The 12,563-nt window shown below is 51.8% G+C and carries 12 protein-coding genes; 7 read left to right on the top strand and 5 right to left on the bottom strand.

What is annotated here, in order from left to right:
• Window positions 1-14 precede the first annotated feature (14 nt).
• The 4 genes from BN8_RS10280 (at window position 15) to BN8_RS10265 (ending at window position 3,752) form a co-directional block, all read left to right on the top strand.
• Window positions 15-1,001, top strand: coding sequence for an FAD:protein FMN transferase (locus tag BN8_RS10280; protein WP_229367886.1), 987 nt, complete (start codon window positions 15-17; stop codon window positions 999-1,001).
• 439 nt (window positions 1,002-1,440) lie between these two features.
• Window positions 1,441-2,205 carry a helix-turn-helix domain-containing protein gene (locus tag BN8_RS10275; protein WP_009281791.1) on the top strand — a complete coding sequence of 255 codons (765 nt, stop codon included), beginning with the start codon at window positions 1,441-1,443 and terminating at the stop codon, window positions 2,203-2,205.
• A gap of 171 nt (window positions 2,206-2,376) precedes the next feature.
• Window positions 2,377-2,766 carry a DUF1398 domain-containing protein gene (locus BN8_RS10270; RefSeq protein ID WP_040005711.1) on the top strand — a complete coding sequence of 130 codons (390 nt, stop codon included), beginning with the start codon at window positions 2,377-2,379 and terminating at the stop codon, window positions 2,764-2,766.
• Window positions 2,767-3,005: 239 nt separating this feature from the next.
• On the top strand, window positions 3,006-3,752 hold the full coding sequence (locus BN8_RS10265) for an SDR family oxidoreductase (RefSeq protein WP_009281790.1): 747 nt from the start codon (window positions 3,006-3,008) through the stop codon (window positions 3,750-3,752).
• Window positions 3,753-3,832: 80 nt separating this feature from the next.
• Here the strand turns inward: BN8_RS10265 and BN8_RS33570 are convergent, their stop codons facing one another.
• A complete protein-coding gene (locus BN8_RS33570) occupies window positions 3,833-5,059 on the bottom strand; it encodes a DUF6600 domain-containing protein (RefSeq protein WP_229367883.1) in 1,227 nt (408 codons plus the stop codon).
• Window positions 5,060-5,309: 250 nt separating this feature from the next.
• On the opposite strand from BN8_RS33570, the gene BN8_RS10255 reads away from it, so the two are divergent.
• Window positions 5,310-7,226: a S9 family peptidase gene (locus BN8_RS10255; protein ID WP_144051643.1), complete on the top strand. Its 1,917-nt coding sequence runs from the start codon at window positions 5,310-5,312 to the stop codon at window positions 7,224-7,226.
• Window positions 7,227-7,284: 58 nt separating this feature from the next.
• Here BN8_RS10255 and BN8_RS10250 read toward each other — a convergent pair whose 3' ends face one another.
• Window positions 7,285-8,433, bottom strand: coding sequence for a glycoside hydrolase family 5 protein (locus BN8_RS10250; RefSeq protein WP_009281787.1), 1,149 nt, complete (start codon window positions 8,431-8,433; stop codon window positions 7,285-7,287).
• A 200-nt stretch (window positions 8,434-8,633) separates the two neighbouring features.
• Complete coding sequence (locus BN8_RS10245; RefSeq protein WP_009281786.1) at window positions 8,634-9,005, bottom strand: DUF3244 domain-containing protein; 372 nt, start codon at window positions 9,003-9,005, stop codon at window positions 8,634-8,636.
• Window positions 9,006-9,387: 382 nt separating this feature from the next.
• Between BN8_RS10245 and BN8_RS10240 the strand changes: the two genes are divergently transcribed.
• Together BN8_RS10240 and BN8_RS10235 are read left to right on the top strand one after the other, a co-directional pair.
• A complete protein-coding gene (locus BN8_RS10240) occupies window positions 9,388-10,005 on the top strand; it encodes a hypothetical protein (RefSeq protein ID WP_009281784.1) in 618 nt (205 codons plus the stop codon).
• 7 nt (window positions 10,006-10,012) lie between these two features.
• Entirely contained in the window at window positions 10,013-11,419 is a 1,407-nt protein-coding gene (locus BN8_RS10235) for an enolase C-terminal domain-like protein (protein ID WP_009281783.1), read from the top strand.
• 11 nt (window positions 11,420-11,430) lie between these two features.
• Here BN8_RS10235 and BN8_RS10230 read toward each other — a convergent pair whose 3' ends face one another.
• Together BN8_RS10230 and BN8_RS10225 are read right to left on the bottom strand one after the other, a co-directional pair.
• The gene (locus tag BN8_RS10230) at window positions 11,431-11,916 is read right to left on the bottom strand and encodes a group II truncated hemoglobin (protein ID WP_009281782.1); all 486 of its coding nucleotides are present in this window, start codon (window positions 11,914-11,916) and stop codon (window positions 11,431-11,433) included.
• 45 nt (window positions 11,917-11,961) lie between these two features.
• Window positions 11,962-12,495 carry a hypothetical protein gene (locus BN8_RS10225; RefSeq protein ID WP_009281781.1) on the bottom strand — a complete coding sequence of 178 codons (534 nt, stop codon included), beginning with the start codon at window positions 12,493-12,495 and terminating at the stop codon, window positions 11,962-11,964.
• Window positions 12,496-12,563: the final 68 nt, after the last annotated feature.

Genomic DNA, 12,563 nt, shown 5'->3' with positions numbered 1-12,563 from the left:
TGGCTATTACGGTTGTGAAACAAATATTCCTCTTTTTACTGATTGTATCGGCATTTAACACCTCGGCCCAGGTCCTGCGCAAACGTACCGTCAAATTGATGGGAAGTCGATTCGACATTACCATTGTCGCAGCCGATTCACTGGCGGCCGAGCGCCATATCGACATGATGATTGCCGAAGTAACCAGGATCGAAAACCTTATCTCCGACTGGAAAAGCGATACCCAGATTTCGCGCGTCAACCAGAACGCCGGTATCGCTCCGGTTCAGGTTGATCCCGAAGTGTTTGCCCTTACGGAGCGGGCACTGCATTTCTCACGGCTTACGAACGGCGCTTTCGACATCAGTTTTGCCGCCATGGACCGGATCTGGAAATTCGACGGCTCAATGACGGAAATGCCCAGCCCGGAAGCGGTAAAAAAATCGGTGGAACGAGTCGGCTATCAGAACATCGTGCTGGACCGGACGCATTCCACGATCTTTCTGAAGAAAAAAGGCATGAAAATCGGTTTTGGCGCACTCGGCGAGGGTTATGCCGCTGACCGGTGCCGCGACATGATGCTGGCTCTCGGGATCAAGGCCGGTATTGTTAACGGTTCGGGCGACATGAGCACCTGGGGCAAACAACCTGATGGCAGTGACTGGGTTATCGGCATTACCAATCCCCTCCGCAAAGACACACTCCTGGCGGTTGTGCCCCTTCGCCAAAGCGCTGTCGTTACGTCTGGCAGTTACGAAAAATTCGTCGTGTTCAACGGCAAGCGGTATGCCCACATTATTAACCCTAAAACGGGCTATCCGGCCACGGGCGTAAGCAGCGTAACGGTATTTGGCCCCAGTGCCGAAACGGCCAACGGGTTTAGCACATCCCTGATGGTGCTGGGCAAAGATGCCGGATTGAAACTGATCAGGAAATACCCGCAGTACCAGTACATCCTGGTTACCGACGAGGGACAAATTTACTCCTCACCGGATTTGGGCATAAAGAAAGGAAGCTTATAAGCATCTTGCTGTATTGCCCGGAAGCCCTTGCCCGTAGATAGGCAACTCCTTCAGCCGCTTCTGCTGGCTGGTAGGGTATCATAATAGGCTCGCGCCCAACAATACCTCAATTGGGCGAATACTGCATTATTTGAATGTCATACTAAGCTGTTTGATTTTTGCTGGAGCGGGCAATCCCATCTGTTTACTTTTGTACGCACTAAATCGTGGCAGATTAGCGGGATAAGGACACTACCACCAATCACAATGTGAGTAAGGGAAGATCCGTTGTCTGGGTATAGTCTGTAACCGCACGAGGAATGCAGGCAGATCAGTAGTAGTTTGGTGTTTGCGTCCAATTACGGCAATACAGCCTCACCGGTTGGATTGCCGTAATCGAACTGAGTATATTTGAGAGTTGCAGGCAATTTTACAGACACACCTCTCTAACAGGAAATGAATGAAATTTGACAAACATTTTCCGACCGACCAGCTAAAACCCTACATCAAATATTTTGTAGTATCGGAGAATGAATTGGGAAACGAGTACAAAGTCTTCCCTTCATCAGGACTTGTTATAGGTTTTCAATACAAAGGGCAACTTGCTGCCATAAATGAAAATACAGAAAGCATACTGACTTCAGCAGGGATTACAGGTATTTCTGACGGTTACAAGATTTTCAAAAACTCTGCCGACATTGGGACTATATTGGTTTACTTTACTGAAATTGGCTTTACTCATTTTGCATCTCACCCAGCAAACGAACTATTTAATTTAAGCCTTTCACTTGACAATGTTTTTGACAGAAAAAGCATAACGGAAGTAGAAGAAAAGTTAACAGTCGCTACTTCCGACAAGCAACGAGTTAAAATCGTTGAGCAGTTTTTAGTTTCACAACTTAAAGACATCGAAACTGACAAATTGATTGTTGAGGCTGTTAAACTTATTTACCAGAGTAAAGGGACGATTCGTATCAATGAATTGAACAAAAAACTATTTATCAGTAAAAGTCCATTTGAAAAGCGGTTTAGAAAAGTAGTTGGCACAACAGCCAAAAAATTTGCTTCAATTGTTCGCTTCAATTCAGTTCTCGACAATCTAAACAATACCAAATCGTTAACTGAACTCTGCTACGAGAACAATTTCTTTGACCAAGCCCACTTCATAAAAGACTTTAAACAGTTCACAGGCGACACACCCGAAAATTTCAAACGCTTCTTCTAGAAAAACGATTTTTTACAATTACAGGCATTTCAACAGTTGCACCTTTACATTGTAATCTTAATGTAAAAGCATTGCAAAACGTATTGTTAAAATTAACAATCATTTAACAGGTTTCCGCATTATGGTTGCTTGTAATTCAACTAATCGTTTAACTATAACAAGATAACAAAAATGTTTACAGCAGAACAAATCAAAGCGGCTCACAGCAAAGTAAAATCAGGTGCTGATTTCCCGTCTTACATAAAAGAAATCAAAAGGTTAGGTGTTACTCATTATGAAGCATACGTTAATGATGGACACATTGACTATCACGGTGCTAACAACTATACAGCAAAAACACCTGCAAAGTATGCCCCATTAGTAATTGCTGACACCTTGAAAAGTGAAGAATTTAAAGCAGAACTGGTTGCTCATCAACAAGGCAAAACGGACTTCTTAACTTTCATTAACATGTGTGCAACATTTGGTATTGAAAAGTGGGCAATCTCTATGAACGAAATGACCTGTACTTATTACGACAAAGCAGAAAATGAAATTTTGATTGAACAAATACCGCAGTAAAAACTGCTTACAACATTAGGGTTTGACGTTATTGAGGCCAAATGGAAGTACAATCGACATTTGTACTTCCATTTGGCTTTTGTTTCAGCTTGGCGTAATTCTATTCCTCTAACAACGTCGATAACTGCTCATTAGCGACAATAACTTCTTATAAAGCCATCATCCTTGATTAGAACATGTATTAAGAATTCGTTTACAGATCAAAAACTGACAGAGCACAGCATTTCACCAACTAAGACATGCAAACCACGAAGAACACAATTCTGATTACCGGAGGCAGTTCAGGCATTGGCCTGGCGATGGCCGAAACGTTTATCAAGGCCGGCAACGAGGTGATTATCTGTGGCAGGCGGGGCAGTAAACTGGCGGAAGTCAGACAGCAGTTTCCGCAGTTGCACACACGCGTCTGCGATGTATCGAAAAAGGCAGAGCGCGAAGAATTATTTCAGTGGGCTGTTTCCGAGTTCCCTCACATCAACATGCTTGTCAACAACGCGGGCATTCAGAAGGAAGTCAATTTTTTGACGGGAGCTCCCGAACTATACGAGGATGAAAGCGAAATCGAAACAAACCTAACCGCCAGCATTCACATGGCCGCCCTTTTCATCCCGCACTTCCTGCAGCAGAAGACTGAGTGCGCCGTTGTCAACATCACATCAGGTCTGGCGTTTATACCGCTTTATTGCTCCACCAAAGCGGCACTTCATTCGTTTTCGATGTCGCTGCGCTCGCAGTTAGCCGACACAAATGTCCGCGTTTTTGAAATAGCCCCACCGATTGTAAAAACGGAACTTCACCGGGAAGCAAAGGCCCGCAAGCAGTCCGAGCGTGGCATACCTGCCTCCGAAGTTGCGGAAGCTGCGATCAAAGCGCTGAAAAATGACAACTACGAAGCGATAGTTGGTCAGGCGAAGTCATTGAAAGGCGCATCCCGGATTGCGCCCGGCTTTTTCCATAAACTGCTTAACAAAGTAGCGGCCGGGTAAGGAATAGTGGATAGCATCAAAGCAACGCCCACTGCTTTAGTAAGGCAGCGGGCGTTGTTACGTGTAAAACTTTTTTCTGACTACCGCGGTCCGCGTGACCCGCCCCGACCCTGGTACGCTGGCCCCTGCTGCTGTTCGGGTTGGGGCTGATTCCCTCCCCGCTCAAATCGGTCGGTACGCTGTTCCCGCGGCTGATTATACCCGCCCTGGGGAGCCGACTGCTGCCGTCCACCGCGGCTCCAGCCGGCAGGATTTGACTCCGACCGTTCCGGGCGTTGCGGCTGCGGATACGTCTGCGGTTGTTGGGGTACCGGCTGAGAGGGCTGCGGCTCATAGCGGGGCGTTTGCCGCTGGCTCCACTCCCGCTCACCGCGCGACTGGTTACGTGGCTGGTTAGCACGCTCGTCCGTACGCCAATCCCGATTCACCCGGTTGTCGTTGCCGTATGTGTTCGGAGTGGGTATGTTATCCCGGCGGGAATAATCACGCTGGTCGCCGGGGCCGCGGTTGGTGTTACCCCGCCAGCCCGCGTTTACATCTGGCCGGTAAATTCCGACGGAGTTCTGACGGTACACCGCCCGACCCGGCCGATCCAGGTTGTCGATTCGATACACCGGTACGCTCCGGCGCGTTACGTATTCAATCTCCTCGCGACGTGGTCCGTAGGCATACGCCCGGTTGTTGACGCGGTAGACGTTATTAATAATGGTTGTATTCTGGTAGATATTCACCACACGCGGCCGCGGTACACAGTAGTTGTACAGCCGCGGACTGGTGATGTAGGCCTGCGGCACAAACACCCAGTAGTTCGGCGGAATGTTGATATTGACGTTGATGTTCACGCCCGGCCCCAGTGGTGCCCAGCCGTAGTAGCCGCCCCCCGACCGCCAGCTAACCCAGGCCGGTCCCCATTCGGTACCCGGCACCCAGGCCCAGCCCCGATACCGGTCGAAGTACCAGCGACCGTAGTGAAACGGTGCCCAGCCCCAGTCGTAATCCGACACCCACGTATTGCCAAACTCTGTAACAACCCAGTGGCCATTCGTCCCGTACGGCTGAAAGCCAGCTTCTACGTTTGGAATCCAGACGGTTCCGTATTCCGGTGTCTGCACCCATTGACCATGGGGTGATAAGGCGTCGTAGAAATCACCGGGTTGGCCGTAGGGCTGGCCATAACCAGGCTGGTTATACGATGGCTCATTGTACCCCCATGGGTCATATCCCGACTGCGCCATCGTAGTCGTTGCGCTGATCAGGCCGAGGGTTACGCCGACCAGCCCTATCCAGAATTTACCAACTGTTTTCATTGTCATTGGGGGCTTATAACCGTTAGATGAAATGCCCGAAGAAAGGTTTAACGACCCCGCAGTTTTAATCAGTCAATGGACATGACCGGGTTCACTGTTCCTTTCACCTCACCCTGATAAAGGCCGTAGTAACTTCACTGATAAGGACTTATTTGGATTTACCGGTTAAAAGCACTACGTTACAACCTACTAACGTCGCCAATCCGCTGTAACGAATCAACATACCGAGCATCTACAAACCTTTATGTCCATGAGAACCCGTTTCCCTCAACAAATACGTCTGGTCATCGGCTTATCCTTAGCCGCGGTATCCGCACTGGCCGGCCCCGTACCGAAATCGGCGGCTACCCGCAAATACACCATCGAACAGTTCATGAAAACGATCCGGTTCGGTGGGGCCGACATCTCCCCCAACGAACAAACGGTGCTGTTCAGCAGCAACCAGGACGGGGTCTTCAACCTTTATGAAGTACCCTTCGGTGGTGGGCAACCCAAACAGCTTACCAACTCTACAACGAACGCCATTTTTGCCATTGGTTACCTGCCCGACGGCCGCATTCTCTACAGCAGCGATCAGGGCGGTAACGAGCTGAACCACATCTACCTCCGCGAAAAAGACGGCTCTGTCAAGGACCTGACCCCGGCCGAAAAAGCCAAGTTTCAGTTTGCCGGCCTTAGCCATGACCGTAAAAGCTTTTTCTACCAGTCGAACGAACGCAACCGGGCGGCCTACGATCTGTACGAGATGGACATCGCCACGATGAAACCTAAACTGCTGTTCCAGAATCCGGGCGGCTTTTTTCCGGGCGACGTGTCACCGGATAAACGGTACATTGCGTTGTCGAAACCATACACGACCACCAATAGCGATGTGTATTTGTACGACACCCAGACCAAAGAAACGAAGCTGCTGACGAAGCACGAAGGTGAGGTCAGCAACGGTCCGGAAGGGTTCACGCCCGACGGCAGGAAGCTGCTGCTCTCGACCGATGAAGGCAGCGAATTTGCTTACGTAAAAGCTTATGACCTCGCTACGGGCAAAAGCGACGTACTCGATAAGGCCAACTGGGATATTTCGGCGGATTACCCATCCTATAAAGGGCGCTACCGCGTTGTGTCGATCAATAACGACGCCCGGACGGAGCTAAAAATCATCGATACCCGAACCAATCAACCCGTTAAGCTTCCGGCGCTGCCGGGTGGGGACGTAACGGGTGTCAACATCGCCGACAGCGAAGGGCGAATGATCTTTTTCGTTAACAGTTCCAATTCGCCCGCTACGTTATATTCCTTTGATTTCAAGACGAACAAAGCTACTCCGCTGGTTCGTGGTCTGAATCCCGTAATCAATCCGGACGATCTGGTGTCGGGCGAGGTCATCCGGTATAAGTCCTTCGATGGGATGGAGATTCCGGCCCTGCTCTATAAACCTAAAGACATGAAAGCGGGCGACAAACACCCGGCCATTTTATCGATTCATGGCGGTCCCGGCGGGCAGACCCGCCTGACGTATTCGCCCCTGGTGCAGTACCTGGTGAATAACGGCTACGTTGTGCTGGCAGTTAACAACCGGGGCAGCTCAGGCTACGGCAAAACATTCTACGCGGCCGACGATCGCAAACACGGTGACGCCGACCTGCGCGACTGCGTAGAATCGAAGAAGTTCCTGACCTCGACGGGCTACGTTGACCCGGCTAAAATCGGCATCATGGGTGGTTCCTACGGCGGGTATATGACGCTGGCCGGCCTGACCTTCACGCCCGACGAATTTGCCGTTGGGGTTGATATTTTCGGGGTGGCCAACTGGATTCGTACGCTGAACAGCATGCCCGAGTGGTGGGGACCGCAACGCGAGGCCCTGTTTAAGGAAATTGGCCACCCCAAGGCCGATTCCGTTGCCCTGTACAACAAATCTCCGTTGTTTCATACCGAGCGTATTCGCAAACCGCTGCTGGTAATTCAGGGCGCTAACGACCCGCGCGTTTTAAAGATTGAATCCGACGAAATTGTGGCTAACGTAAAGAAAAACGGCGTGCCGGTCGAATACGTTACGTTCCCCGACGAAGGCCACGGTTTCATGAAAAAGGAAAACGAGATTACGGCCTACAAAGCCGTAAAAGAATTCCTGGACAAATACCTGATGAATCCGCAGATGGTGGTAAGGTAAAATTTCACCCCCAGCCCCCTGGAGGGCGGTTGGGGGTGAAATTTACAAAAGCTCGGCTTCAATACTTCATCAGCAGGTTCAGCAGTTTGCGGTCGAGTTTGTAGCCGTGCCAGTCTTCGTAGGCCACGTCGGCGCGTTTCGAGTTCAGGATGCCAAAATCACCAACGTATTCCCAGAGTGCAAACCCAATCTGATTGCTTGACAGGATGTCGAGGACGTCGCCGAACCAGGCCAGAAACACGTCGTGCGGGGTCTTGTTCCAACAGCCGCACTCCCCGCAGTGAACGCCCACGCCCTGATTGACCAGCTCGATCCAGGGTTTATAAAACGTCTCCAGCATCGCCCGGCTCAGGTACTTATCCCCTACCTGCCCCGGCCATTTAGGCTCCGGCGCCTGATCGGGATACTTGGTCGTCCAGGGAGCTTTGTAATGCGAAATGGCTCCGGGCACGTAGCCACGACAACTCTGCGCGATGTTCAGGTCGGTAAGTTCCGGAACGACCGACTGCCCCACGTTGTTGCCATCGGCAATGATCAGGTGGTCGGGGTTTTCCTTCCGGATGGCCTGCGAAGCCGCAACGGCCAGCTTGCGGTACATATCACCGGGTACGGTTCCCTTCTTGCCGAGCTGGTCGTTCATATCGTCCCGCCAGCTTGGCTCATTGAGCAGATCAAAGCTGATTTTTTGGGCCGATACGTTTTTGTACCGTTTCGCCCACATGTTCCAGTGAAAGCAGAACGCGTCGAGGGCCGGCTGATCGGTCCAGAGGTTATAGGGCTCGTGGAAACCGGCGTTGATGCAATAGCCGGGTGCCCGGTGCAGGTTCAGACTTACGTGCAGTTTGTGTTTGTGAGCCAGATGAACCAGGTGATCGATGCGATCAACGGCCTGCTCGTCAATCTGATACACCTCCTCGGGCGTAATGTTGCGGCTCCGGTCGAAACGGAGGTAATGCGGGTAGGCAATGGGTAGCCGGACAAAGTTGAACCCCCAGTCGCGCATCCACTTCAGTTGCTCCTCGGTCGTTGCACCGCGATTGGTTGTTGGATTGGGCGAAAAGAAATCGAGCAGGTTAAAGCCCTTCCACTGGGGTAGTTTGTTCTTCCGTTTAGCGGTCGACGGCGATAAGGGAAAATCCGTGGACGATCCTACGTATACCGACGACGCCAGCGTTGCTGAGTTTTTAAGAAATGTTCTGCGATGCATTGAGCAATTGTGAGTAATCGATGCCTACCGGTTAAAGCAGGGCAGGCGGTTGATTTTACCGCTCGCTGCCACGAAATCCCCTGACATTTACTTAGCAGAACGGTGACTAATCAGCTTATCAATCCTTAAAAACAAATAACGCCCCAACTCACATCGGGGCGTTACTGAAACCGGTCTGGCCGGACGCGGGCTGCTTATGTTTACTGCATGGCAATAACGCGCGTCGTTTCAACAGGAGCTGATGAAAGTTTCACCTGTTTGCGAATGCTGCCTTCGCTGGAAGCAATCTCCAGTTCGTATTCACCGTCGGTCAGATCCTCAACGCTGAACAGGAAAGCCTGCTTCGTTTCTTTCTTGTTCAGGGTCTGCTGATACAGTACCTTATGCTGGCTGTCCCGCAACGTCACCGTGACGGGCTTTTCGCTGGACTTCAGAACAGACAGGCGGATTTTGTTGGTGTTCGTTACGAACGCGCTGGCATCGAAAGACAACGCTTTCGGCGTAGTAGGGTCGATCAGTGTGGCGGTGCTCAGCAGCGCTGAAATCACCAATTTGCTCATTAATGGTAACATGGTTGTGTGTTGTTTGATGGTTGTTTACTGTTCGTTTAGTATGATCCAAAGCCTGTGCCAGAAAATTACAACTACTGACTACCAATTAGTTATGATTCCGTGCCAGTGTTGACGTTGTACGTAATCGGACATTCTTCGTTCACGACCGGACAAAATTACCCGGCCGGACTAAGTCCTGATAATCAAGCTTGTCCGATCCGGAAAAATTACCCTCCCAACCGTAGTGATTTCCCGATGAAACGTAAGCGCCTGTTGAGCACATAACCCAGATAATCAAGGGCGAACAGGTTATTTACCACCGATATAGAAGTTGATCGGCATCGTGCGGATGAGCGGTAAAAGCCGTATACTTACGGGCACAAACGCGCACTTTTCCTAACCCATGAGCACCCTGCGAAAACTTTTTGGTCCTTTTAAAAATGAAGTCTGGAAACAGTTAGCCGACGAGATCAAGGCCGACTACATCGACAGTAGCTTTTGGAAAGGCAGCAAAGTCCAGGCAACTGTCAACGAATGGACCATTACGCTCGACACCTTCGTCGTATCAACCGGCAAGTCGGCCATTACGTACACCCGGATGCGGGCGCCCTACGTCAATCAGGATGGGTTTCGGTTCAAGATTTACCGGAAGGGTGTATTCAGTAACCTGGGCAAGTGGTTGGGTATGCAGGACGTAACGGTGGGCCAACCGGAGTTCGACGAGCAGTTCATTATTCAGGGCAACGATGAAACCAAGCTCCGGCTGCTGTTCGACAACGAAACGATCCGTCAACTAATAGAAGCTCAACCCAGTATCAGTCTGGAAGTAAAAGACGACGATGGCTGGTTATCCGCAAGTCAGTTCCCAGAGGGTGTCGATCAACTGACGTTCGTCGTGATGGGTGTCATCAAAGACATTGAACGGCTCAAGCAGCTTTACGAACTCTTTGCCGAAATCCTCAATCACCTCTGCCAGATCGGCTCGGCCTACGAAAACGATCCGCAGGTTACGCTGAAATAAACCGGGCATGAGCAACGTACACGACACGTCCGATCGCATCAGTCGCCGGGAATTCATACGGTATTCAGGCGCTGTTACGGCGCTGAGTGTTGGTCATCCCTTACCCGCTATGGCTTCTTCAGCATCGCCTAAAACGATCCGTATCAAACAGGTCGATTCGAGTTTTGAGCGCGAACCGCTGCATCAGTATCGCTTCAAAGGCAGCGCCATTACCGAAAGCTGGCAAACGGCCGCCCTGCTGGAAAGCGACTCCGGCATTCGCAAGGTTGGGTTGGGTACGCAGGGGGTTCTGTGGTCGGATTCGACTGTGTTTGCGGCTCATTCCGAACGGGCCGGAAACGCGCTGATGTATGCGGTGAGCGACCGTGCCCTGCAAATGCTCAGGGGCACCACGTTCAGCAACCCGGTCGACCTCCTCGATCAGATCTTGCCCGAGGTGTATACCTACGCCAAAAAAGTTACGAGCAATCCTGACCTGCGCAAAACCTTCGCCCTGAATGCCCTGGTCTGCGTCGACAACGCGGCCTGGCTGCTTTACGCTGAAGAAAACAAGATCAGTACGTTCGACGATATGATTCCGGCGCAGTACAGACCGGGTCTGTCGCACCATCACAACAAGGTTGCCAGTATCCCGTCGTTCAGCGTAGGAACCACCGCCGACACCATCAAAGCGGCTGCCGATCAGGGGTATTTTATTATGAAGCTTAAGACGGGCTCGGCCGGGACGCAGCAGGAGATGATCGAAAAAGACATCGCCTTCCTGACGGCGCTGCACAAAGCCATCGGGAATTACGAAACGCCGTACACTCAAAGCGGTAAGATACCGTACTACTTCGACGCCAACGGCCGATACGAGAAAAAGGAAACCCTGCTCCGCTTCCTCGACCACGCCCGCAAGATTGGCGCATTCGACCAGATAGCCGTGATTGAGGAGCCCTTTCCGGAGCACGTTGAAGACTACGTGGGTGATCTGGGCGTTCGGGTGGCCGCCGACGAAAGTGCGCACACGGTTGAGGATGCCGCCCGACGGATTGAACTCGGCTACTCGGCCATTGCGGTGAAAGCCATTGCTAAAACGCTGAGCATGACGATGAAGATTGCTCAGTTAGCCTACGAAAAGAATGTACCGTGCTTTTGCGCCGACCTGACCGTCAACCCGATTCTGGTGGAATGGAACAAGAACGTAGCGGCCCGTCTGCCGGCCTTTCCCGGCATGAGTCTTGGCTTACAGGAAACCAACGGCCATCAGTATTACAAGAACTGGGACAAGCTGGTGCAGTACCATCCGTACCCGACGGCATCCTGGACGCAGATGCGCAAGGGCGTATTCGAACTGAACGACGATTACTACCAACGCAGTGGCGGCATCTTTGCCCCGTCGGCGCATTACGTGGACTTATTCAAGCAAACGTAGTAGCTACCGTGTCATTGGTTCTCAGGGACATAAGGTCCACCTGTTTCGCCCCAGCCCCAGATTGGCATCGGCGTATCTGCCTGAACCGGGTTTTCGGCTGCGTTGGAATTGAGCACGGCCAATCGGCTACCCCATTCCAGATACCCAACTAAGGCCGACCGAAACTCCGGATCGTCGGGAAGCCCCACGTCATCCGCACTGTCGAGCAGTAAGGCCAGCCACCGCCGACGTTGGGTTTCGGTGAGGTGTTTGCCTACGTGATGCGCCACCATCTGTGCATGACTTCCGCCATCGGTAGTCGTGTACAAAGGCGGTCCCCCGAACACTTCCCCGATAAAGTGAGCGACGTGCCGGGCGTGGTCGGGCGACATGTGCAGAAACACAGACCCCAGCACCTCATCCTGACGAACTTTGCCGTAAAAGACCTCGGTAAGCTGCTCCAGGCGATCGTTTTCGCCAGCCCAGGCGTATAAAGTTGGTATCGTTGGTGCGTTCATACTGGGGTAGTCGTAGTACGCCTGTAAATATTGTAGGTACCCTGCTTACTGCAACACCTCCGTCAGTTGCTTACCATTCGGATACAGCATGTCCGTGATGCGCCAGCGACCGTCGAACTGCTGCAGATCCACTTTGATTTCCTCCGGCTTGGCGTTGTTGGTGAACGTTACGTACACCACGGCCCGCGTCCCGGCCACAGCCGCCGGATTGACCCAGGTTTTCTGAACGGCTTTGTCCGGCGCGTTGAAGAGTGGGTTTGTCGTGGCCGGCTTCAGCTTACTACCTCCCTGCTGCGTATCGTTCCAGATCAGGTCGGCGGTGGGCTTCGCAAAGTACTGCTCGATCAGGGCGCGGTCTTTCTCCCGGAATGGATTCTCTTCTTTGTTATGCTCGAAGTACAGCGCCCGTACCAGTCGGTCGGCGGCTGAGCGAGGGGCATCCGGTCCCGGTCGGCTGGCCAGGATGGCAGCACTGTCGGGTTGTGCCGCTTCGGATGCGTTAGCCGCTTCCTGTTTTGGCTTGGTCTGACACGCCAGGCTCAGCACAAGCAGGGCAACAATGAGTCGGGAGGTTTGCATACGGTCGTTTAGGAATGAACAACCGCGAAGGTAAACAACGGCACGAAACCAGCAAGTCTGATTCGGTA

Source organism: Fibrisoma limi BUZ 3, from assembly GCF_000296815.2.
GTDB classification, from domain to species: Bacteria; Bacteroidota; Bacteroidia; order Cytophagales; family Spirosomataceae; genus Fibrisoma; species Fibrisoma limi.
Note: the sequence above shows the minus strand (reverse complement) of the source record. Positions and strands in the feature narration are given on the sequence as shown.